Genomic DNA, 22,518 nt, shown 5'->3' on the forward strand with positions numbered 1-22,518 from the left:
GCTCATAGCAAGCACGCAACTCTCTATTGTCGTCCTGAGCGCAGCGAAGGACCTCACCCGCTGACCGTCAAGGTTGGGAGATCCTTCACGTCGCTCGCAAGCTCGCTCGTTCAGGATGACAGACTCACTGCTGACCGCTGACGCAAACGTCGAGCGTCAGCAGGTGGGTGAGCGTTGACGGTCAGCGGGTGAGGTCCTTCGCTGCGCTCAGGACGACAATTGCAAGTTGCACGCTTTCACCAAGAGTCCCACGCCCCCCGAAACCTGAAACCCAGAACCCGAAACCCCGCGCCGGGTCGCGCCCACGACCCGTCACGTATCCAACCAGGCGTTCTGGTAGCTCCACAGCGTCGTGGTGGGGTGCTGGCTCAGCCCCTGCACCCGCCTGTGTGCCACGTCGATCATCTCCGCTGAGAACAGGAAGACCTGTCCTGGCTGCTCCAACAGCTTGAGCTGGATCTGGTCGTAGATCGGCTTCCGCCTCTCAACCTCGAACACGGCGCGGCCCTCGTCAAGGAGCCGGTCAAGCTCGGGGCCGTTGCGATTGGTCCAGTTCTGGGCTTTGGAGTGGAACGCGCGATAGAACGCCGTATCCGGATCGGCGTAGCCGGCCGTCGTGTTGAGCGTCGCCTGGAACTCTTTGCGCTGCCACCGCTCCAGCCACTGCCCGTAGGGAACGTGCTCGATCTGGAGATGCACGCCGATCTTCGCCAACTGGTCGCGGATCACCTGGGCGTTGACGGCCATCGTCGGCAGGGTCGGGATGGTCAGCACCGTCGCCTCGAAGCCGTTCGGGTGGCCTGCCCGGGCCAGCAGCTCGCGCGCACGGTCGAGATTCACCGTGTAGGTGGGCTGCCACTGCTCCGGACGGAGCTGCCACTGCTTCATGGCGGGGGTGGCCGGCGCCGTCTGCACCGCGAATCCCCCGGCCGCCGCGGTGATGCACGCGGCGCGGTCCACGGCGTAGCTGACGGCCTGCACCACTTCGGGCTTGTCGAACGGTGGGCTGGCCTGGTTCAGGTTCAGGGAGTCGTACCCGAGGCGGGGGGTGCGGGAGATGGCGAGATGGGGCTGGTCGGCAACCTGACCGTGGTAGCGGTTCTCCTCCAGCATGGCGTGGTCGATGGTGCCGCTCCGCAGCCCCTCGACGATCGCCGCTTCGTCTGGCAGGATCCGCAGGACCAGCGCCTCCAGGTACGGCTTGTCCCGCTCGAAGTACTCGCGGTGCTTCCGAAACCGCATCTCGTGCTCGGGAGTCCAGGCCTCCAGCACAAACGGCCCGGTCCCGACGGCGACCTTGCTGAGGTTGCCGTGCCGCTCCACCGTCTCGCGGTTGACGATGGCGCCCCAGCGAGAATCGGCCATGGTGGCGAGGATGCCGGCGTTGGCGGAGCGCAGCACGAACCGGACGTGGTACTTGTCGAGCACCTCGACGCCCTCGATGACGGCGAACTCGGAGCGGCCCGGCGAGTCGCGCAGGAGTCGCTGGTAGCTGAATCGCACGTCGTCGGCGGTCAGCTCGCGGCTGACGGGCGGGTGCCATTGCACGCCGCGCCGCAACGCCACGTCGAGCTGCCTGCCGTCAGGCGTGACGCGCCAGCTCTCGGCGAGGTCGGGCTGGATGGTCAGGTCGTTGGACAGTCGGAAGAGATTGTTGTACGTCAGCATGGTGATCCGCTGACGCGCAAGGCTCGGCGTGAGCTGTGGATCGAGGTCCGTCGCGTCGGCGGTCCGCGCTGCGACGAGCGTGCCGCCGGGCTTCGGTGTGCGGACGGCTGACGCCTGGGACGCGCTGGCAGTTGGGGCAGGCTGACGCGGGGACGGCCAGTCAGCCGCCTGGGCGGCATCCTGCGGCGGCCGGGTCGGTCTGGCGGGCATGGCCGGCTGCGAGGGCGTGGCGGACCGGCAGGCCGTCAGCAGCGCTGCGCCGCCGATGGTCAGCGCGCCGCGCAGAAACGCCCGCCGGGACGGCCGCGAACAACTGTCGGCCGAGGCCAGATCCTCGGTCATCTCGGCTCACTCCTGGAAGAACTGTGCAGCGTGAACCTCCTGCATCCGTGGCCGGCCGCAGGCAGCGTCAACCAGGGGTTTGACAGAAGTAGGAGAATAAGACGGTCGCGCGGGCCAGCGAAGTGGGGGCTGCGGGGCCATTCTAACGGTCGTGCGCTCGCTGTCCAGCGACGACGCACAGAAGCGCGCAAACTCAGTGCTTGGCGCGGGGCAGCGGGCGCGCCCAGCTTTTCAGGCGGTAGTCGAGGATCAGCCAGATCATCCGCGCTCCGACCTTGAGCGTCGTCTTCCGCGAGCCGGTGATCTTCGACTCCCCTACCCGCGCCCGGTAGTTCACCGGCACCTCGACGATCCGCAGCCCGTTGAGCAGGGCCAGCACGACCATCTCGGGCAGAAAATGGCTGCCGCCCACCGTCAGCTGCCCGACGATCTTCTGGGCGGCCTCCCGGCGGATCAGCCGCAGCGTGCAGCCGCAGTCGGAGAGCGACGGCCCATCAAACAGCAACTGGAGCAGCTTGGCGACGGCCCAGTTGCCGACCCGCAGGAACCAGCCCATGTTGGCCTGCTCCCAGATCAGCTCGCGGGTGGTGCGGGTGCCCATCACCATGTCCAGCTCGTGGGCGTAGGCGAGCAGCTTGACGACGTCGTCGGCCACGAAGGTGCCGTCTGGCTCGGCCAGGATGATGTAGTCGCCGGTCGCTTCGTGCAGGCCGCGCCGGAGGGCGTTGCCGTAGCCTTGCTTCGTTTCCAGGACGACCCGCGCACCGGCCGCTCGCGCCAGCGCTCCGGTCCCGTCCTTCGAGTTGTTGTCGACTACGAGGACTTCGTCGACGGCCGGCACGGCCTGGAAGTCGCGGACGGCCCGCGCGATGTTGGCGGCCTCGTTGTAGGCCGGAAAGACGACTGAAACCTTCTTGCCATCGCCCCACACGGCAGGCACGCTCCTTCGACTGCAGCGCAGCGGGGCAGATTGTACCGCTCTGCGCGTCGTGCGGAGGGAACCGAGTTGCGTGTGAACACATGTCGTCCCGACCGAGGCGAGGAACGAGCACACCCGGCTCGTCATCCCGACCCCATTCGGCAAGCTCAGGGCAAGCTCCGCGAGGCACGAGCACACCCGGCTCGTCATCCCGACCGAAGCGAGGAACGAGCGGAGTGGAGAGGGATCTTCCCCGGGTGAGGGACGATTGATGAGGGAAGATCCCTCGACTTCGTTCGCACGCTCACTGCGCTCGGGATGACGGGGAGTGTGGCGGCTCACTGCGCTCGGGCTGACGGGGTTCGTTGTGCGCTCACGTTGGGTGGATGGATGATGGCGTGCTCGCAACCGCTGGCTGTTGAATGACGGTCTCAAGAAGCGCAACGCTGTAGCGTGGGGGTTTGTCCCCCGCCCGTTCTACTATGAAACGGGCGGGGGACAAACCCCCACGCTGCCGGCCCGGGAACCTGAGAGCGTCTTCTATCCTTATCCGGCGCGGCGTCCCCAGCTTCGTGCGATCGCCGGCTCCCAGTCTCCGGATTGACGCCGCGCCACCACCGGCTCTGGCTCCATGGTCGTCACCAGGCCGTCGTCCACCCGGAACTGCGCCAGCAACGCCCGCACCTCGGCCGCCGTGCCCGCCAGCATCTCCGCCTGCTCGGAGACGTTCGCGACCTGGGCCGCCATCTCCTCCGACGACGCCGACACCTGCCGGCTGGCCCCCGAGCTCTCCTCGGCGACGTCGGAGATGCCGCGGATCGACTCGCTGACCTGCCCGGCCTGGGCGGCCATCTCTTCGGTCGCGGCCGTGCTCTCTTCGACGATGGCGCTGATGCTGCCCATCGCGTCCACCACCCCGCGCGAGGCGGCGGTCATCTCCTGGGCCGCTAACGCGATAGTGGATACCCGGTCCACCATCGCCTCGATGGCCTCCAGGATCTCGGTCAGGGCCGTGCCCGCCTGATCTGCCTTCGCCGTGCCCTCCTCGACCTTGCCCGAGCCGCTCTCCATCGCCCGAACGGCCTCGCGGGTGCCGGTCTGCACCTCGCGAATCAGGTCGGAGATGGAGCGGGTCTCGCGCTGTGAGCGCTCGGCGAGTTTGCGGACCTCGTCGGCGACCACCGCGAAGCCTCGACCGTGCTCGCCGGCCCGGGCCGCCTCGATGGCGGCATTCAGCGCCAGCAGGTTGGTCTGCTCGGCGATGTCGTCGATGGTCTCGACGACCGCCCCGATCTTCTCGCCCAGCTTCCCAAGCTGCTCGACCTTCGTGGCGGCGTCGGCCACCACGCCTCGGATCTCCAGCATCCCGCTGACGGTCTCGCGGACGGCCGCCGCGCCGTGCTGGGCCGAGATGCGGGTCGCCTCGCCGGCCTCGGCCACCTCGCGGGCGTCCGACGCCACCCGATCCACCCCCGTCGCCATCGCCGTCGCCGTCTCGGCGACCTGCTGGATCTGCTGGGCCTGACTGCTGGCCCCCTGCGCGATGCCGTCGATGGCCTGGGTGAGCTGCGTCACGGCCTCCTGCGAGCCGCGCGCCGCCCGGCTGGTCTCTTCGCTGCCGGCCGCCACGTGCTGGACTGCGCCTGCGACCTGCCGCACCACGTTGCCGGCCTGCCCGGCCACCTGGCTCAGCCCCGACGAGCTTTCGGCCACCATCACCGCCGCATCCTGGACCGTGCCGACCAGCGCCGCCAGCCTGGTCCGCGCCTCTTCGTAGCTGGTGATGGTCGCCTGCATCTGCTGGAGCACGTCGTTTGTCACGCGGGCCGTCTGCCCGATCTCGTCGGCGCCGTACTGGTCGATGGGCTTCGTGGAGGCGTGCGCCGCGACGGTCAGGTCGCCGGCCGCCATCGCCGCCAGCCCCCGCTCGATGGACGCCACGCCCTCATTCGCCATGGCGGTCAGGGTGTCTTGCACCATCGTGACCCGGCGGGTGATGCCGCGCGCCATCACGAACGCCACGCCGAACCCGACCGCGAGGCTCAGGCCGATGGCCCCGAGCATCAGGGCCTGGGCCACCGCAAAGCTCTGATCGCGGCTCGCTACCACGGCGGCCATCCGCTCCTGCTTGAGGCGGACCAGCTCGGACACCTGCTCGTTGATGACGGTGATGACCTTCTGGCTGTCTTCGTTGTTGAGGGTGGTGCGGGCCGTGAGCTGATCGCCGCCGAGCGCTGCGTCGGTGATCGTCTTCCGGACCTCGCCCCACTCCTTGTAGCTCGCCATGAGCCTCTCGAACACCTGCCGCTCCTCGGGTGCGTCGAGCATGGTGTTCATCTTCGCGATCTGCTCCTGGAACTGCCTGTCGAGGGCGTCCTGGCTGGCCTTGAGCCGCTGCTTCTCGTCCGGGGTGAACGCCAGCACCAGGGCGCGCAGGTCGCGCTGAAGTGACAGCGAGGCGGCACGGCTCTCGAAGACGGCCGTCAGCCCGACCACGTCGTCGTCGGCGATGTCGTGCAGGGCACGTATCGCCAGCCCGAGCTGGTACAGGCCGAGCGTGCCGATCAGCGCCAGCATCCCAAGGACCAGCCCGAAGCTTCCCAACAGCTTTCCACGAACACCCACACGCACTGCACATCCCTCCTGGCGGCGTCCACCACGCCGCGACTCGCCGTCTTCTCAGGCACGACGAGCACAATTCCCCACAGCGCACCGGCAACAGCACGGCTCAGTACACGGAGCCACGGTGCTGTCGCAGCCAGTCAGGCAAGTCCCCATGTGCCCTGGCCGCGTGCGTCACAGATGTGCGAAGCGGCGTCACCGCCGTTCGCGCATACTCATCAGAACGGCCCTGGCGAGGCCAGAGTGATGCCCGTAACCGCGAACTCCGGGCGCAGGAGTGACTGGCATTTTTGAGACAGGGGCGGATGCAGATACGGACGTCTCCGCTGCCCGACCCCGAGCCCGCAACGTCTGTCGGCGCCTACCGCGCGAGCTGCGCCCCGCACGACTCCCGCACCACCAGCCGCACCGGCAGCACCCGCTCCGGATCGGCCGGCTCGTGGCCGTCCAGCAGGTCGAAGAGCGTCTCCGCGCCCAGCCGCCCCAGCTCCGTCGAGCCCAGCACGACCGTCGTCAGGGCGGGGATCGTCAGCGTGCCCAGCTCGACGCCGTGGAACCCGACCATCGCGATGTCGTCTGGCACGCGCAGGCCGGCCTCGTGGAGACCGCGCATCGCCGCGATGGCGATCAGGTCGTTGGTGGCGAAGATCGCCGTCGGGCGGGTCGATGGGTCAGGGTGCGCCGCCACGAATCGCCGCGCCAGCTCCAGGCCGCCGTTCGTGCCGCGCGGGCCGGCCGTCACCCAGGACGGGACGAACTCGATGCCCGCCTCCGCCAGCGCTTTGCGGTAGCCCTGGAAGCGGCCATGCCCGGCGTCCGGCTCGTCGGTCACCAGGGGCACGTCGTCCCAGGTCATGTGTCCGATGCGCCGGTGGCCCAGCCCGACCAGGTGCCGCGTGGCGATGTACCCGCCGTCGAAGTCGTCCACGCGGATCGAGGGGATCGACGGGTGCGGGCTGTGATCGAGCAGGATCACCACCGGCAGCCGCCGCTGGGCCAGGAGCAGCAGCGAGTCGAACGCCGCGCCGACTGCCTGCCGCCGGTTGACGGCGATGATCACGCCGTCCGCGCTGCCCTGGCGGAGATGTTGAAGCGCGCGCAGCTCGGCCTCGAGGTCGTGCGCGTCGATGACGCTGACTTCGTAATCACGGCTGCCGGCGACCGACCCTACGCCCGACGCGATCTCGCTGAAGAACGGGCTGCCGAGCCGCCAGAGCAGCAGCGAGATGATCCCCGTTCTTCGGCGTCTGAGGCTGCGCGCGGCGTGGTCGGGAACGTAGCCCAGCTCGTTCGCGACGGCCATGACACGGTCACGGGTGGACTCGCTGATACGAACCTGTTCGGCCCGTCCGTTCAACACCACCGAGGCTGTCGTTTTGGAGACGCCTGCCTGACGCGCGACCTCTTCGAGGGTGAGCGGCCGTCGAATCTCCATGCCGTTCCCACGTCCAGCGGCGCACCGATGCACCGCGAAAATTGCCGGCCGAGCCGTTGGCGACGCCACCACCCCTGGCGCTGGGGCACTATTGCCCAACCGCCGGCCCGTGTCAAGAGGGTGACGGCGTGCCGAAACGTTTTGTCTGCGGAATCCGCGGCAATCGCACCGAGCACGCGTCCGGATATCTCGCGCGGCGCGGCCGGCGATGCTATCCTCCGTCCCAGGACACACGCTGCCACTAACAGGCTGGCCCCATCCTCATTCCCTGGAAGGAGCCACGACCGTGACTGCGACTGACCCTCTCCGCGATGCTGCGAAGCCGAGTCCGCTCGTCGTCAGCGGCCCCATGGGGGCCGAGCTGGTTGACAGGGGCGTGCGCTGGCGCGGCCACGGGATGCTGACTGACGAGGACGCGGTCCGCGCCCTGTACGTCGAGTACCTCCAGGCTGGCTGCGACGTGCTGCGAACGAACACGTTCCAGCTCAACGCGCGCATCTACCTCGACGTGTTCCGCGATCCCGCGCACATGGCCCACATCGGCGCACCGGGGCTGGCGACCCGCCACGTCGACCTGACCCGCAAGGCTGTCCAGCTTGCGCGGGAGGCTCGCCAGCAGACCGGCCGCGCCGGCGTGCCGATCGCTGGCGTGATCGGGCCGTTGGAGCACTGCTTCCGGCCGGACCTCTCGCCGGATCACGACACGGCCCGCGCCGAGCACAACGAGCTGGCCGAGACGCTGGTGGAGGCCGGGGCTGACCTGCTGCTGCTCTCCTCCATGAACACGATCCACGAGACGAAGGCCGCCATCGAGGCCGCCCGCCTGACCGGCCTGCCGTTCTGGGTCAGCTTCATCGTCGGGCCGGAGGGCGAGCTGCTGAGCCGCGAGCCGCTGGCCGACGCCGTCTACCTGGCGCGGCACCTCGGGGCCGAGGCTGTCCTCGTCGAGAACACCCCAGCCGACACGGCTGAGGCCGCGCTCAAGCGCATCGAGGAGGGCGGGCCGGCCGGCCTGATCCCGCACCTGGGCGTCTACGACCCGCCGTCCTGGAAGTTCGAGTTCTTCCCGCGCTTTGCCGAGACGGCCGCCTGGACGCCCGCCCGCTTCGCCGATCTGGGGCACGGGGCGGTGCACCACGGGGCCAGGATCGTCGGGGTGGGCTTCGGTGGCGGTCCCGCGCACGTGCAGGCGCTGGTGGCGGTGCGGGAGGCGGCAGCATGAGCGGGCGACGCGAGACGGCGCACTACGCGCCGCTGCTGGAGCGCATGGGACGCGGTGGGACAGTTGTCCTCGACGGCGGCATCGGCACCGAGATCCTGCGGCGGGATGTGACCTGGGCCGACCATCAGGTGATCGACCGGCCGACCGTCGTCCGGGCGATTCACCGCGACTACGTGCAGGCCGGCGCGGATGTCATCTCGACCAACACGTTTCAGCTGACCCGGCGGGCGCTCTACAACCACTTCCGCGACGAGGCCCACCGCAAGCAGGTCGGGGCGGGCGACCTGGAGAACCGCGCCGAGCGGCTGCTGCGCGCGGCGGCCACGCTCGCCGTCGAGAGCCGCGACGCCCATGCGAATGGGCGGCCCGTGGCCGTGGCCGGCGCGATCACGACACTCGAATGGTGCTTCCGCCCGGACCTCGCGCCGACCCCCGCGCAGGCTCGCGCCGAGTACGTCGAGACCATCGGGACGCTGGCCGAGGCTGGCTGCGATCTGGTGCTGATCGAGACGGTCAACTCGGTGTCCGAGGCGAAGGTCGCGCTGGAAGCGGCCAACGAGGTCGGGCTGCCCTGCTGGATGGCGTTCGCGCCGACCGAGGACGGCAAGCTGTTCACCGGCGAGACGATGGCCGAGGCCGAGGCCGCGCTGACGCCGCTCGGCGTGGACGCGATCCTGGTCAACTGCGCCCCGCCGGACGACTGCCGGGCCGGCCTGGTCGAGATGGCGAAGGTCCGCTCGGGCGCGAAGGGGCTGTATCCGCACGTCGGGCGTTTCGACCCGCCGGAGTGGCTGTTCACCGACGAGTACCCGCCCGCCCGCTACGCCGACGAGGCCCGGGCGTGGCGCGATCTCGGCGCGACGATTGTCGGCGGCTGCTGTGGGACCACTCCGGACACCATCGCGTCGGTGGTGCAGGCGCTCGGGACGCGCTGAGATGACCCGCCTGCGAGACGCCGTCGTGGTGGGGGGCGGCCACAACGGACTGGTGGCTGCTGCCTACCTCGCGCGGGCGGGGCTGGATGTCCTGGTGCTGGAGCGGCGCGAGGTGCTGGGCGGCGCCGCCGTCACCGAGGAGCCGTGGCCGGGCTTCCGCGTCTCGACGGCGGCCTACCTGGTGTCGCTGCTTCAGGAGAAGGTCGTCCAGGATCTCCAACTGCACCGCCACGGCTACGAGATCCTGCCGAAAGACCCGCCCTACTTCTCGCCGCGCCTGGACGGGCAGCACTTCTTCATGTGGCGGGACATGGCCCGCACCTGCGAGGAGCTGGCCCGCCTCTCGCCGCGAGACGCCGAGCGCTACCCGGCCTACGAGGAGATGCTCGACCGGGTGACCGCGTTCGTGGAGCCGCTGCTGCTCCAGCCGCCGCCCGGCCTGCCCGCCGACGATCCCGAGGCCGTGGCCGACTGGGCCGCGTTCATGGGGCGGCTCCACACGCTGCCCCGCAAGCACCTTGCCGAGGTCGTGCGGGTCTTCACGGCCAGCGCCTCCGACTTCCTCGACGACTGGTTTGAGTCGGGTGCGCTCAAGGCGGCCCTGGCGACCGATGGCGTGATCGGGGCGGCGGCCGGGCCGCGCACGCCGGGGACGGCCTACGTGCTGCTCCACCACATGATGGGCCGGGCGGCCGGCTCGCGCGGCCTCTGGGGCTTCGCGCGGGGCGGCACGGGCGCCGTCTCCCAGGCCATCGCCAGCGCGGCCCGGGCGGCCGGCGCGGAGATCCGCACCGGCGCTGCCGTGGATCGGGTTCTCGTGCGCGATGGCGTCGCTACGGGGGTGGCGCTGGCCGGCGGCGAGGAGATCCCCGCGCGGGTGGTTCTCTCGAACGCCGATCCGAAGCGGACCTTCCTGGGGCTGGTCGGGCGGGAGCACCTGCCCGCCGACCTGGCCGGCGAGGTGGACGCCTGGAAGATCGCCGGCGTCTCCTTCAAGCTCAACCTTGGCGTGGGCGAGCTGCCGTCCTGGCGGGCGCTGCCCGGCACGGCGCTCGGGCCGCAGCACCGGGGCACGGCGCACGTCGCCCCGAGCGTGGACTACATCGAGCGGGCCTGGGACGACGCCAAGTACGGGCGCACCTCGCAACACCCGATGATCGAGGTCGGCATCCCCACGACCTACGATCCATCCCTTGCCCCTGAGGGCAAGCACGTTCTCTCGCTGTTCGTCCAGTATGCGCCGTATCGGCTGGCGGAAGGCTCCTGGGAGACCGAGCGCGGGGTGTTCACGGACCGGATCGTGGGCACGCTCGGCGAGTACGCGCCGAACCTGCCGTCCGCCATCGAGCACCTGCTGCCGCTGGCCCCGCCGGATCTCGAAGCCCGTTTCGGCCTGACCGGCGGGCACATCTTCCACGGCGAGCTCTCGCTGGGGCAACTGTTCTTCGGCCGGCCGCTGGTGGGCTGGTCTCGCTACACCACGCCGATTCAGGGACTCTACCTGTGCGGCTCGGGGACGCACCCGGGCGGCGGCGTCATGGGGGCGTCTGGCCACAACGCGGCCGGCGCGGTGCTCCTGGCGATGCAGGGCCAGCGGGTTGCCGATCCGGCCTGACCGCGGGCGCGCGTCTGACTGACAACAGTTTGCGCGGGCCTGCGCCGGTCGGACCCGTGCCCCTCAGCAGACGCTCAGTCGCCGGGACAGGGCGGCTCGCTGGGCGGTGTCAGCCACTCGATGCGGGTGCGCCCGCCGTGCCCGTGGACCTTCTCCAGATCCTCGACGTTGTCGAAGATGGTCACCGAGGCGTACTCGCTGCACCACGACATGACGACCTTGCCCGACGAGAACACGACGCCCTCGGCCACGACGCCCGTTCCCGAGACGCCGCTGACATCTTCATCCCTGACGAGGCAAAACGGGCGCATCACTCGCTCTTCGTGGAGGTGCCGGCCACCGGTCTGCCGGCGGCCGGCAGGAGCGTATGGGGAACGGCCCGCCGAGTGCAAGCGCGCCCGCTGGACGCGCAGGGCGATTGCCGTGTCGCTGTCGAACGCGCCGCCGACCGCTGCACCCTCATCCGTGATGAGCCATCAGCGTTGCCACGTTGCCGGAGGCCTATTCGCAGGACGGGCCGCCGGGGAGGTTGTCGGGCACCGTCCCACCGCGCCCCCTCAATCTTTGAGATCGAAAGTGGGTTGTGTAAGGCGGGTACGCGAACCGGCAGAAGGTCAGGCGATGATCTTCAGTACCCTCTCAAAGAGAGTCTCTCGGGGACGGGTGCTGAGCGTAGGCAAGCCCAGCCTTGTTGCCTCGGCCGGTCATATGCCTTGAGGCTACTACGTTTTGCGAATGTCAAGGTAATGTGGTTCAGGGCTATCGTCTGGTCGTGTAAACAGGGTTACGTGAACCGGAGGTTTCTGGCTTGACCAGAGCCTGCTGCACTATTCGCGATGGCCTACAGTCGCTGGCAGGCTTGGCATCGATATCCTCCTGCTTACGACCCTCCGGAGCAGGCCGCGGTACCGTCCTTTCGGTCTCCACTTGACACAAGGTTATGCAATCGCCCTGAGAACTCCTCGAGGTAGCTGGCAGCCACGGCCTCAGTCCGCGACACTGCTTGAAAGGGGCCAGCGATCATCATCGTGGGTGCTCAGAAAGCCATCTTTGCATAGACTCGTGCACGTCGTTTTGCTCAATGGTGTCGGTAGCGCTGGCAAGACTTCCGTCGCGAAGGCGTTGCAGAAAATCACGTCCGCGCCGTTTCTACATGTGCAGATGGATGCCTTCCTCGACATGATGCCAGAGCCCTACCTGGATCATCCCGAGGGCCTGATGTTCGAGACCGGCCTGCAAGATGGCAAGCCAGTTATCAGCATCCAGCGCGGGCCGGTGGCAGAGCGGACGTTTCTCGGCATGCGCCGTGCCATCGCGGCGATGGCCCAGGCTGGTAACAATCTGATCGTCGACGACGTGATGCTTGGGAACGAAGCAACCGAATACGCGGCCCTGCTGTGCGACGTCACCCTGCATATGGTCGGCGTATCCGCGCCGCTCGACGTGCTCGAAGCGCGCGAGCGCGCGCGAGGCGACCGCCTAATCGGTCTCGCCCGCTGGCAATACGATCGCGTTCACCAGGGCAAGCACTACGATCTCACAGTCGATACCAGCAAAGCCGCGCCGGCGGAGTGCGCGCTGCTGATACGCGATGCATTCGGTCTCTAGTCCGGGCAGAGGTGTGTTGAGACACGTTGCGGGTTGTGCTTGATCCCGTTCCGTACGTCATCATCGCAGGTGAGCATGGGCTCCGTGGCGCCGGTTGAAGAGGAAACTTCGACAGCCTTCAGCACCCTCGTCACCAGGTTCGCCCAGAACGCCTGTTCGCCCTATACTGGCTGCGTGTCCCGAGGCGTCACCACCCTGGCGTCGGTGGGCGCCGCCGCCACGCTGTCCAATGAAAGCTGGAGTCCCTTGCCATGAAGTTTGGCCTGCACAACTCGTCGTGGCTCGACGCCGCCGATCCGTCCGAGGCCTTCGAGGCCGTGAAGGTGAAGGCGCAATGGGCGGAGAACCACGGCTTTGTCTGGTTCTCGGTCCTGGATCACATGATCCAGATCCCTCGTGTGGGCGAACCCGACGAGCCGGTCATGGAAGGCTGGATCGCCCTGGCAGCGCTGGCGACCGTCACCAGCCGCATCCGGCTCGCCACGCTGGCCACCTCGGTTGGCTATCGCAACCCGGCCCATCTCGCCAAGATCGCAGCAACCGTCGATGTGATCAGCCGGGGACGACTGACGCTCGGCATCGGCGCCGGCTTCTTCGAGGATGAATACAGGCAATATGGCTGGGAGTTCCCGCTGCGACCGGCGACCCGCATCCAGCAGGCGGAGGAGGCGGTCCAGTTGATCCTGAAGATGTGGACCGAGCCGCGCACAACGTTCCACGGCCGGTATTTCCACGTCGAGGATGCGATCCTCGAACCGAGGCCGGTACAGCAGCCGCATCCGCCGGTGATGATCGCCGGCGGCGGCGAGCAGATGACGTTGCGCGCGGTTGCCCGTCTGGCCGACGCGTGCAACATCGTCGGCGACCTTGCCGATGTCGATCTTGATGAAGTCCGGCACAAGCTGGCAGTGTTGCGCGGACATTGCGAAACGGCAAGTCGCGATTATGATACAATCGAAAAAACGCTTCTCCAGCGCTGGCTGCTTGCCCGCGACGACGCCGCCGTGGCGGCGAAGCGTGAGCGACTGTCTGCCGGCGGATCGTTGCGTGGCTTCGTGGGCACGGTGGCCGAGGCGGTCGACCTGATCGGGCAATACGAGGATGCCGGTATCGAGTTGATCATCAATGGCGAGCACCCGGACGACATCGAGACTCGCGAACTCTTCGTCTCAGATGTCATGCCGCACTTTGCCTGACAGGCGGATTGCCGAGGCCCAGAACCGTCTCCTCGTCCGCACGTCCTCAACCAGAACATCCTGCCCTGCCAGGATGTCCCAGAAACGGACGCGGGTGGTGAAAGACGCTCGGGAGGCGAGCCTCGGCAGAAGCCCGGTGACAGGCTACAGCCGTCTTGGTGCAGCCCGAGTATCACGTGCTGGAGATCGACGCGCCAATCGCGCGCTCATGGAGTGTCGGCCACGAGCGAGCGGGATTCGGGAGCGTGCGTCGTGCAGCGCGCTCGGCACCGAGGCTGGTCACGGTCAAGGCAGCAGATCCTCGAACGCGTGGAGTCGGCCGAACATGTCGGGCAGGCCGCGCAACCCGTTGCGCACCTCCGCGTGGCACCGCGCGAGACCGGGCCCGGTGGTCGCCTCGACACCGGCCAGGCAGCGCACGATGTTCCAGCGCGTGAACCCCAGCCAGCCGCCGATGATGAACACGAACCAGCTCGGACCCGATGGCGGCAGCGCTCCGCCCCCTGCGACATAGCCGTCGAGGACCGAGCGGAAGACCGCCGCGTCGATGTGGTCGAAGCCACGTCCCTTCGAGAGGCTCAGCGCGGTCGATCCCAGCTCACTGGCCAGATCGAGCGAACCTGACAGCTCCCAGTCGAGCACCACCGGCCGACCCTCTCGCGCGAGCAGGTTCCACGGGTGGATGTCCCGGTGTGTCAGCACGACGGGGCCTGGCCGTTCGCAGGTGTCGACGAAGTCCGCGACCGCCAGCAACGCATCGACGGCGCCGGCAAGCTCGTCGGCCCAGGGCTGGTCGGTCACCGCCGCCCTCCTTGCGAGCTCGCGCCAGTCTCGCGGCGCCGGGTCTTCGACGGACGTGTGCGTCCAGGTGACGTCGAGCGCGTGGATGCAGGCGAGGATCTCGCCGATCTCGTGCGTGAACGCCCGGGACACCGGCTCTTCGGGCACCGCGTCTCCGTCGACCCACCGATGCACAAGCACCTCGGTATCGGCGGAGATCGGCTCGGGCATCGGGACGCCGGCCGTGAACGCCGCGCGCTCGAAACGGAACACATCGTCGTGCCTGAACGTCGAGCCACGTTCGAGGCCGAGCTCCTTCACCGCGAACGACCCGTGCTCGGTGTCGAGCCGGTACACACTGCTGGACGCCTTGCCCTGCACGCGCGTCATTGGCCGCAGTGGAGCACCCAGATGGTCGAGCTTCATGGGATCACCGTGACACCGGTTCCGGCCGCAGACGACAACAGAGGCAATGGCCTCGCTGATCCGCGGCATGGAGTGCGTAGCTCGTTGCCTGCCCGATCGTCATCTTGCGCCCCTTGCTCCAGAGGTCACTATCCACCGGGCTGGGTAGACCTTCCTTCGCCGGCTTGAGGTCGTAGTCAGGCCGGGTGATGAGGTTCTGAGCGCAGAACGTAGCACGGCGCTCATGCAGACCCTCAGCAGCGCCGCCCGACCGCCATGATGTGCGAGCTGGCGCCCAGCATCGTCGGCTCTGCTTCGAGCGTCCGCAGGAGATCGAGCAGGCGTTGACGGTGGTCGGGATCGGCCCACTGCTGGTCAAGATCCTGGAGCAGCCAGCCGACGCCTTCGATTGCCAGCGTCGTTTCGTGGCACAGGCCAGCCTCCGCAAACTCGGTCGCAAACTCCTCTGGTCGGTGCAGGTACGCCGTGGTGAAGTTCAGCGGCGGCTCGGATCGCCCCCGATGCTGACCGTCGGCCAGGTCGCGGGCCATGATGTCGAGGTAGCCGGGCTCGTCCAGGCAATGTTGAAACAGCCCGTAGAGGGCCGTCGCGAAGCGCGCGATGCCGACGGCCAGCACCAGGCCGCCTTGCCGAAGCGCCCGCCGCGCCTCGCGGAGCGCGGCCGACCGGTCTGTGGGCTCAGTCAGGTGGTAGAGCGGGCCGAGCAGCAGCACCGCGTCCACGCTCTCGTCTGGCCAGTCGAGCTGGCGGGCGTCGCCCACGGCGGTGCTGGCGAGCGGATGGTCCGGCTGCTGGGACGAGGCCAGCCGTGCCTCCTCGACGTGGAGCGGTACGGCGTCGATCAGATGGACCGTGTAGCCGTGTTGTGCCAGCCAGCAGGCGTACACCCCAGGCCCGCCGCCGACGTCCAGGATCACGGCCGGGGCCGGCGGCAGATACCGCTCCAGGAGTTCCTGGGTGCGTGCCCGTTCGAGCCGGCCGCGGCCCCTCGACAGGCGAGCCGCTTCGATGCCGGTGGTGGAGTAGTACGCGACGATCTCGGCGGGGATCGGCGCGGGCCGATTCGTATCGCTGAACACCGCGGCTTCCCTCCCCGGACCAGCCTCTGACCAGATATGGTGCCTCAGAGAGATCGAATGCAGCACGCGGCCAGCCAGGACCGGCCCGGATGACGACCGCTGTGAACCGCTCGCTGATGCAGGCGCAAGATCAGATCGACCAGGACGGCCTCCGCGCCGCGCTCTTCTTCACCCGCACCTACGCTCGCCTCGTCCGGTCTGGCTCAGGTCATCCCCGCTGCCACCCCCGCCAACTCCAGGCTCCGCCCCGCCTTCGACCACGTTGACCGGGCAATCGCACGCCTCTGCACCAGCAACAGATTGATTGCCTGAAACTTGACTCACTCACAACAGGTTCCCGTGATCAAGCCGGGCTAGGCTGGTCTGAAACGCAAATGACACAACGGTTCCGGTTGGTGAGCATCCTCGCAGTGATGCTTGGTGTGGCCCTCGCGCTGGCCTAACCGTCTGGCTCCATGATGTAGGGACCTTCCGCATCGGCTGAGCGGATTTTAGATTCCTGGCGATGTCCGGAAGTACCAGACGCCGATGTCTCTTCAATGGAACGCCGTGTGCAGATGCGATCTCGACGATCATCTGCTGGCGCTGAACGTGTGAGTGACTGATGACACCGAATACCTGTTACCTCGTCTGCTGCACCGCTCGAAGCGGCAGCACCTTGCTCTGTGAAGGCCTCTGGAACACGGGCGTTGCTGGCCAGCCAGCTGAGTACTTCTGGCAGGATGATGAGCAGCGTTGGGCGACCACCTGGGGGCTGATCGACTACGACTACGCTGACTTTGTCCGCGCGGCAATGGAGCAGACCGCGACGCCGAACGGCGTCTTCGGCGCGAAGATGGCCTGGGGGTATGCCGGCGATTTCGTTCAGAAACTGCAGCCAGATTCGAGGGATCCACTGGCGGAGCTGCCGAGCCTCCTACCGAAGACCTTCCCCAACCTGCGCTACATCTGGCTCCGTCGACGGGACACCGTGCGTCAGGCGATCTCGCATTGGAAGGCGATGCAGACCGGAGCCTGGAACTGGATGACGGAAGACAAGCCGACGTTGGTCCAGGAGCCACACTACGACGGGGAGGCAATCGCCTATCTGGCGCGGCAGATCGACGACCACAACCTGGCCTGGAGATCCTACTTCACCGAGAACGGCATCGAGCCATTCGAAGTCGTCTATGAGGAACTCGTGAATCGTTATGAGGAAACACTTGGGGATATCCTCGACTTCCTGGAGATTGCACCGCCAGCAGACCTCGGTACCTCGAAGCGTCGCCTGAAGCGTCAGGCTGATGCCCAGTCGGACGAGTGGGTCAGACGGTACCAGGAAGACGATGGAGCGGGCGCAAGTCGCTGATCCGAATGTGGCAAGACCTATCGGGGAGTGCGCGCAGGATGACCACGCCAGGGCCCTTCTTCATCGGTGGAACGGGACGATCAGGAACCACCCGCCTCGCCACCGTGCTTGGTCAGCACCCGGTGGTCTATGCGCTGCCGGATGAGACACGGTTCCTGATCGACCCTGGGGGCTTGGAAGACCTGGCTCATGCCCTGACCGGCGCGTACACGCCATTCCACGGGGATGACGCCTTGCGCCGCTTCGACCGCCTCATGCGCGTGACGTTGTGCGGCTATTCCCAGACCGAGTTTCGCGGCTGGGATCTCCCGTCGATGGTCGGAGTACCGCGCGACTGGGCGGCACTCGATCGGCTCTGGCAGCAACTGGTCTGGTACGCCTTCGACGTAGGCATCCCCGCCGATGGGCGGATGCCCCCACGCGGTCCGTACGAGCCGACGACCTATCGTCGCATCGTGCCACGCTACTTCGACGGCCGACCGACGCTCGTCGCCATCCTGCGCGGCTTCGTGGAGGAGCTGTTTGCCGGTGCGGCTGGAGGACCTGGCCGAGGATTGGCCACGCCAGCGTCGCCTGCTCTTCGAGAAGTTGGGACTCGATGATGTCGAGACGTCGGCCGGTTTCGAGCGCCCCGCCGTCCACCATCGTGATAACCAACTCTCAGCCGATGAACGGGCGTTCGTTACCAATGAGCTTCACTGGGCGATCGAACGCCTCGGCTATGACCCATCGTCATCGTTGTCGTAGCAGGAGCGACGAAGAGCACGGGCACCGCGTACGCCTGAACCTACAGAGACTTGACGTGACTGAAGGGCATTCGTTCGTGGAATCGGAGTTACGCGAACCGAAGGGTTCTGGCGTGACCCTTGACCAGAGCCTGCTGGGGAGGCTGTCGGGCGCCCTGGAAGGTTGTCCCGTCGGGTGTCGAGAATGTGGCGCTGGCTCCGTCCCAGGTACACCAGCGGCCACGACGGGCCGCGCGACGAAGAAGGAGGCCTCCCATGACGATTCGGCGGATGGACAATGTCCTCATCGTGGTTGACAACCTCGAGGCTGCGAAGGCGTTCTTTGTCGAGCTTGGAATGGAGCTGGAGGGCGAGACGACCGTCGAAGGCCCCTCGGTAGATCGTCTCATCGGCCTTCAGAACGTTCGTGCGACCCTCGCGTTCATGCGCACTCCGGACGGCCACGGACGGATCGAGCTGGACAAGTTCCACACGCCGGCAGCGATCAGAACCGGACCCGAGAACGCTCCGGTGAACGCACTCGGGATCCGCCGCATCATGTTCGCCGTCGATGACGTCGACGACACGGTCGCGCGCCTGCTTGCCCACGGCGCCGCACTGGTCGGCGACGTGGTGCAGCACGAAGATACGTATCGGCTCGCCTACATCCGCGGCCCCGAGGGCATCATCGTCGGGTTGAGCGAGCAGCTCGGCTAAGGGCTCCTCGCGGCCGACCGGCGACCAGCCAGACCGCAGGATAGAGGATAGCTGCCGGCGGGTACATCAGGGGCCGCACTGCGCTGGAAGCCGGCGATCAGACCGGTTGCAGCGGCTGATGCGGCTCCGGCGGGAGCTCCACCGTGATGGCGTCACCCGGGCGGACCTCGCCGTCCGCCAGCACGACGCCCATGATGCCCGCCTTGCGGATCAGGTTGCCGGCCGCGTCACGGTCGAGGTTCGCCTTCATCAGGCCCGGCTGCAGGCCGTCCAGTTGCGCGCACGGGTTCCGCAGGCCCGTCACCTCGACCACTGCCGATGCGCCAAGGCGCAGCTTCGTACCGGTCGGCAGGCCCAGCAGATCGACGCCACGGGTCGTCACGTTCTCGCCCATCATCCCGGGCGTGACCGTGAAGCCGGCCGCCTCAAGCTCGTCGTGCAGCTCGGCGTGGATCAGGTGCACCTGGCGCAGGTTTGGCACGGTCGGGTCAATCGCCACCCGTGAGCGGTGCTTGACCGTCTCGCCCAGGTGCGCGTCGCCCTCCACGCCGAGCCCGGTGAGCAGCCGAACGCTCGTCTCGTTCGGCTTGACCATCGTGTGTGATCCGCTTCGGCTGACCGCCGTGACCACGCCTGACATACTCATCCCCTCCGTCTTGCGCTGATTCGCTCGATGATCCGAGGTCCACCGAGTCGACCGCCCCGTGCTCGCACCTACGGGGCGAACAGCCTCCCAAGCTCGTCCACGAACCGCTCTGGATCCGAGATGTCCAGCCCGTACGCCGTGTCGCTGGGGACGGGGGCGCGTGGGATTTTCGCCACGATCCACCCTTCGTCCAGCCCTCGGCAGATGAGCGGGTTGACCCGCTTCACGAACGCCGAGTACGAGACCTTCTTCGGATTGACGATCTCGTACCACTCCTGGCCGCGCCCGTCAGCCGTCCAGAGCAGCTCGACCAGCTGCATGTGCCGCCGGTGCATGTCCGAGGCGTGCATGTCGGGCGGCGCGAACCAGCGGTCCACGAACGCCTCGAACGGTCCCATCCGGCGAAGCTCGCCGCCACAGTCGGGACAGGGCACACGGTGGTCGGGAGCCATCCAGAGACGGTGGCCGCACTCGATGCAGATCAGGCGCTCGGCTGGTGTTGTCGTCATACGCTCGGGAAGCACTCGGATTCCAGATGCGGGGTGCGCGGCTCGGTCAGCCGGCTGAGGAGAAGTGTACCGGTGTGGGCTGGCTGACCGTCATGCAGGCGTCGTGGCCACTGACTGAGGGGTGCGAATTGCGCGCGGGCGTCGGTCTGCCGCAAGCGTTGACGCGCCCCCGGAAAGCTGGTAGACCAGAACTATCGCTGCTGCGCCAATGGCGTGCGCGGGCAGCCTCGGAGGTGAGTGGAGAGGGATATCGCTGACCAGCATCAGATGGAGTGGTCGAGCTGCTGCGCTGTCGCGCCTGGCTCACGCTGTGGTGAGCCGCGTTCTCGATGAAGGAGCGATCTCTTGGCGACGAAGCACGGAGTGTCACGACGCGAGCTCTTGCAGCTAGGATTCGGGATGGCCGGCGTCGGCCTGCTGGCGGCCTGTGCGCCGCAATCACCTGCCGCACCCACCGCGGCCCCGGCGAAGCCGGCCGAGGCGCCCAAGCCGGCTGCGCCGGCCCCAGCCCCGGCCGCGCCGACGATGGCCGCTGCCGCCGCACCGACTCAGGCTCCGGCCGCCGCGAAGCCGGCCGCCGATGCGAAGCCGACCGCTGCGCCAGCGCCGGCTGCGCCCGCCGCCGCGAAGCCGGCCGAGCCGAAGCTGGGCGCGCAGCTTGTCGGCAAGCTCGAAGGGCCGACCATCCTCACCGACCCGGCCCAGGCTCCGAAGAGCTTCAAGGAGGCCCCGATGCTCGCGGAGCTGGTCAAGGCGGGCGCGCTGCCGCCCATCCAGGAGCGCATCGGGCAGGATCCGCTGGTCGTCAAGCCGCTGCGGGAGATCGGCACGTACGGCGGCACGCTCCGTCGGGCGTTCACCGGCCCCGGCGACAAGTACAACGGTCGCCGCTTTGCCGGTATCGACAACGTCGTGTACTGGGACTACGCCTGCCAGAAGATCGTGCCGAACATCGCGCGGGGCTGGGAGGAGGCCGATGGCGGTCGGTCGCTGATCCTCCAGCTGCGGCGCGGGATGCGGTGGTCCGATGGCCAGCCGTTCACGGCGGACGACTTCGTCTTCTGGTTCGAGGACATGTACTCGAACAAGGAGCTGACGCCCGCGCCGATGGTCCAGATGATGATCGACCGGAAGCCGGTCCGCCTGGAGAAGATCGACGCGAGCACGGTGGCGTTCCGCTCGCCGTCCCCGTATCCAGCCCTGCTGGTGGTGCTGACGGGTCTGAACCGACTCGGCGGCCAGCACGAGAACGGCTCCGAAGGTCTGGGCGCGGGGCCATATGCGCCGGCCCACTACCTGAAGCAGTTCCACCCGAAGTACACGCCGCAGGCCCAGATCGACGACGCGGTCAAGGCGGCCGGCTTTGACAACTGGGTCAACCTGATGAAGAACAAGTCGGACCCGGCCCTCAACCCCGACCTGCCCGTCGTCTCGGCCTGGAAGACGGTCAGCCCGGCCAACTCGGCGGTCTGGGGCTACGAGCGCAACCCGTACAGCATCTGGGTGGACACCGAGGGCAACCAGCTTCCGTACATCGACAAGATCCAGATGCAACTGGCCGAGAACCTCGAGATCCTGAACCTGCGGGCCATCGCCGGCGAGATCGACTTCCAGGGCCGCCACATCGATCTTGGCAAGCTGCCGGTGCTGATCGAAAATCAGCAGAAGGGCAACTACAAGGTTCACCTGGACCCGGCCAACTTCGGCTCGGACGCGCCGCTGCGGCTCAATATGAGCTACGAGGCCGATGCGGAGGTCGCGAAGTGGCTCAACAACAAGGACTTCCGCATCGCGATGTCGCTGGGCATCCAGCGGGATCAGCTCAACGAGGCGCTGTGGCTGGGGATGGGCACGCCCGGCTCGTACATCATCGGCGAGGACTCGCAGTACAGCCCGGGGCCACAGTACCGTAACCTCAACATGCAGTACGATCCGAAGCAGGCGAATGAGATCCTGGACCGGATCGGCCTGGACAAGAAGGATGCCGAGGGGTACCGGCTCCGGACCGACAACGGCCAGCGGCTCCGCATCGAGCTGATGACGCAGAGCGGCGTCTTCTTCCCGCTGACCAAGGTGGCCGAGATGGTCCGCGAGCACTGGAAGGCGATCGGCTTGCAGGCGGACGTCAAGGAGAACGAGCGCAGCCTGGCCGAGAAGTTGATCTCCGCCAACGAGCACCACATCGCGATTCGGGCAGCGGACGGCATCGAGGACATCTACGCGCAGGATCCTGGCAACGCCTTCCCGTCGAGCGGCACCTCGTACAACGGCCCGTTGTACGGTCGCTGGTTCGCCTCGGGCGGGACGCAGGGCAAGGAGCCGCCGCCGAGGATGAAGGAGATGATGGAGCTGTACCAGAAGGCGATGGGCGTCCCCGACGCGGAGCGCATCGCCCTGACGAAGCAGGTCTGGTCGATCCTGGCCGAGGAGCTGTGGACGATTGGGACGGTCGGGCTGTCGCCAGCCACGACGGGCGTCCGCGTCTCGAAGAACAACCTGGGGAACATCCCGGACCGGCTGTTCAACAGCGCCAGCCACAAGTCGCCGGGGTCGTCGCAGCCGGCGACGTACTACTTCAAGTCGTAGCGCGAGAGGCCCTCACTCCCCGGCGAGAACCCCTCACCCCCCGCCCCGCTGCGCGGCGCAACTATCGGCTGCGCCGACATCATCTCCCGCGTGCGGGAGAGCGGGAGGTGAGGGGCGCTGCCCGGGCCTCTCGCGAATCG

The 22,518-nt window shown here is 67.7% G+C and carries 18 protein-coding genes; 9 read left to right on the top strand and 9 right to left on the bottom strand.

Going from position 1 to position 22,518, the window contains the following annotated elements; genetic code table 11:
- Positions 1–312: 312 nt before the first annotated feature.
- The 4 genes from IT306_07520 to IT306_07535 form a co-directional block, all read right to left on the bottom strand.
- A complete protein-coding gene (locus IT306_07520; GenBank protein MCC7368253.1) occupies positions 313–2,010 on the bottom strand; it encodes a hypothetical protein in 1,698 nt (565 codons plus the stop codon).
- A gap of 193 nt (positions 2,011–2,203) precedes the next feature.
- Positions 2,204–3,076, bottom strand: coding sequence for a glycosyltransferase family 2 protein (locus tag IT306_07525; protein MCC7368254.1), 873 nt, complete (start codon positions 3,074–3,076; stop codon positions 2,204–2,206).
- Between the two features lie 399 nt (positions 3,077–3,475).
- The gene (locus tag IT306_07530) at positions 3,476–5,560 is read right to left on the bottom strand and encodes an MCP four helix bundle domain-containing protein (protein MCC7368255.1); all 2,085 of its coding nucleotides are present in this window, start codon (positions 5,558–5,560) and stop codon (positions 3,476–3,478) included.
- A 352-nt stretch (positions 5,561–5,912) separates the two neighbouring features.
- Entirely contained in the window at positions 5,913–6,986 is a 1,074-nt protein-coding gene (locus tag IT306_07535; protein MCC7368256.1) for a LacI family DNA-binding transcriptional regulator, read from the bottom strand.
- Positions 6,987–7,272: 286 nt separating this feature from the next.
- On the opposite strand from IT306_07535, the gene IT306_07540 reads away from it, so the two are divergent.
- From IT306_07540 to IT306_07550, 3 genes are read left to right on the top strand one after another with little or no spacing between them, the layout of a single operon-like run.
- On the top strand, positions 7,273–8,208 hold the full coding sequence (locus tag IT306_07540) for a homocysteine S-methyltransferase family protein (GenBank protein MCC7368257.1): 936 nt from the start codon (positions 7,273–7,275) through the stop codon (positions 8,206–8,208).
- Positions 8,205–9,143, top strand: coding sequence for a homocysteine S-methyltransferase family protein (locus tag IT306_07545; protein MCC7368258.1), 939 nt, complete (start codon positions 8,205–8,207; stop codon positions 9,141–9,143). The genes IT306_07540 and IT306_07545 overlap by 4 nt, the downstream gene beginning before the upstream one ends.
- Before the next feature lies 1 nt (position 9,144).
- A complete protein-coding gene (locus IT306_07550) occupies positions 9,145–10,758 on the top strand; it encodes an NAD(P)/FAD-dependent oxidoreductase (GenBank protein MCC7368259.1) in 1,614 nt (537 codons plus the stop codon).
- 74 nt (positions 10,759–10,832) lie between these two features.
- On the opposite strand, the gene IT306_07555 is transcribed toward IT306_07550, so the two are convergent.
- Entirely contained in the window at positions 10,833–11,069 is a 237-nt protein-coding gene (locus IT306_07555; GenBank protein MCC7368260.1) for a hypothetical protein, read from the bottom strand.
- Between the two features lie 751 nt (positions 11,070–11,820).
- On the opposite strand from IT306_07555, the gene IT306_07560 reads away from it, so the two are divergent.
- On the top strand, positions 11,821–12,366 hold the full coding sequence (locus IT306_07560; GenBank protein ID MCC7368261.1) for a chloramphenicol phosphotransferase: 546 nt from the start codon (positions 11,821–11,823) through the stop codon (positions 12,364–12,366).
- A gap of 251 nt (positions 12,367–12,617) precedes the next feature.
- Positions 12,618–13,562, top strand: coding sequence for a TIGR03560 family F420-dependent LLM class oxidoreductase (locus IT306_07565; protein ID MCC7368262.1), 945 nt, complete (start codon positions 12,618–12,620; stop codon positions 13,560–13,562).
- A 285-nt stretch (positions 13,563–13,847) separates the two neighbouring features.
- Here IT306_07565 and IT306_07570 read toward each other — a convergent pair whose 3' ends face one another.
- A complete protein-coding gene (locus IT306_07570) occupies positions 13,848–14,768 on the bottom strand; it encodes a phosphotransferase (GenBank protein MCC7368263.1) in 921 nt (306 codons plus the stop codon).
- Positions 14,769–15,001: 233 nt separating this feature from the next.
- Positions 15,002–15,847 carry a class I SAM-dependent methyltransferase gene (locus tag IT306_07575; protein MCC7368264.1) on the bottom strand — a complete coding sequence of 282 codons (846 nt, stop codon included), beginning with the start codon at positions 15,845–15,847 and terminating at the stop codon, positions 15,002–15,004.
- A gap of 604 nt (positions 15,848–16,451) precedes the next feature.
- On the opposite strand from IT306_07575, the gene IT306_07580 reads away from it, so the two are divergent.
- The 3 genes from IT306_07580 to IT306_07590 all read left to right on the top strand — a co-directional run bounded on the left by IT306_07580 (position 16,452) and on the right by IT306_07590 (position 18,637).
- The gene (locus IT306_07580) at positions 16,452–17,195 is read left to right on the top strand and encodes a sulfotransferase (protein ID MCC7368265.1); all 744 of its coding nucleotides are present in this window, start codon (positions 16,452–16,454) and stop codon (positions 17,193–17,195) included.
- Positions 17,196–17,233: 38 nt separating this feature from the next.
- Positions 17,234–17,797: a sulfotransferase gene (locus IT306_07585; GenBank protein MCC7368266.1), complete on the top strand. Its 564-nt coding sequence runs from the start codon at positions 17,234–17,236 to the stop codon at positions 17,795–17,797.
- A gap of 399 nt (positions 17,798–18,196) precedes the next feature.
- Entirely contained in the window at positions 18,197–18,637 is a 441-nt protein-coding gene (locus tag IT306_07590) for a VOC family protein (protein MCC7368267.1), read from the top strand.
- Positions 18,638–18,734: 97 nt separating this feature from the next.
- On the opposite strand, the gene IT306_07595 is transcribed toward IT306_07590, so the two are convergent.
- Together IT306_07595 and IT306_07600 are read right to left on the bottom strand one after the other, a co-directional pair.
- Entirely contained in the window at positions 18,735–19,277 is a 543-nt protein-coding gene (locus tag IT306_07595) for an MOSC domain-containing protein (protein ID MCC7368268.1), read from the bottom strand.
- Between the two features lie 74 nt (positions 19,278–19,351).
- A complete protein-coding gene (locus IT306_07600) occupies positions 19,352–19,792 on the bottom strand; it encodes a hypothetical protein (protein MCC7368269.1) in 441 nt (146 codons plus the stop codon).
- A gap of 363 nt (positions 19,793–20,155) precedes the next feature.
- On the opposite strand from IT306_07600, the gene IT306_07605 reads away from it, so the two are divergent.
- Positions 20,156–22,378: an ABC transporter substrate-binding protein gene (locus IT306_07605; protein ID MCC7368270.1), complete on the top strand. Its 2,223-nt coding sequence runs from the start codon at positions 20,156–20,158 to the stop codon at positions 22,376–22,378.
- Positions 22,379–22,518 lie beyond the last annotated feature (140 nt).

The sequence above is a fragment of the Chloroflexota bacterium genome (genome assembly GCA_020850535.1).
Taxonomy (GTDB): Bacteria; Chloroflexota; UBA6077; order UBA6077; family JACCZL01; genus JADZEM01.

Coding starts and splice junctions, on each gene's coding strand:
- IT306_07520 (MCC7368253.1), bottom strand. CDS start 2,010: ATGACCGAGGATCTGGCCTCGGCCGACAGTTGTTCGCGGCCGTCCCGG.
- IT306_07525 (MCC7368254.1), bottom strand. CDS start 3,076: ATGACGAGCCGGGTGTGCTCGTTCCTCGCCTCGGTCGGGACGACATGT.
- IT306_07535 (MCC7368256.1), bottom strand. CDS start 6,986: ATGGAGATTCGACGGCCGCTCACCCTCGAAGAGGTCGCGCGTCAGGCA.
- IT306_07545 (MCC7368258.1), top strand. CDS start 8,205: ATGAGCGGGCGACGCGAGACGGCGCACTACGCGCCGCTGCTGGAGCGC.
- IT306_07550 (MCC7368259.1), top strand. CDS start 9,145: ATGACCCGCCTGCGAGACGCCGTCGTGGTGGGGGGCGGCCACAACGGA.
- IT306_07555 (MCC7368260.1), bottom strand. CDS start 11,069: ATGCGCCCGTTTTGCCTCGTCAGGGATGAAGATGTCAGCGGCGTCTCG.
- IT306_07565 (MCC7368262.1), top strand. CDS start 12,618: ATGAAGTTTGGCCTGCACAACTCGTCGTGGCTCGACGCCGCCGATCCG.
- IT306_07570 (MCC7368263.1), bottom strand. CDS start 14,768: ATGAAGCTCGACCATCTGGGTGCTCCACTGCGGCCAATGACGCGCGTG.
- IT306_07580 (MCC7368265.1), top strand. CDS start 16,452: ATGACACCGAATACCTGTTACCTCGTCTGCTGCACCGCTCGAAGCGGC.
- IT306_07585 (MCC7368266.1), top strand. CDS start 17,234: ATGACCACGCCAGGGCCCTTCTTCATCGGTGGAACGGGACGATCAGGA.
- IT306_07590 (MCC7368267.1), top strand. CDS start 18,197: ATGACGATTCGGCGGATGGACAATGTCCTCATCGTGGTTGACAACCTC.
- IT306_07595 (MCC7368268.1), bottom strand. CDS start 19,277: ATGTCAGGCGTGGTCACGGCGGTCAGCCGAAGCGGATCACACACGATG.
- IT306_07600 (MCC7368269.1), bottom strand. CDS start 19,792: ATGACGACAACACCAGCCGAGCGCCTGATCTGCATCGAGTGCGGCCAC.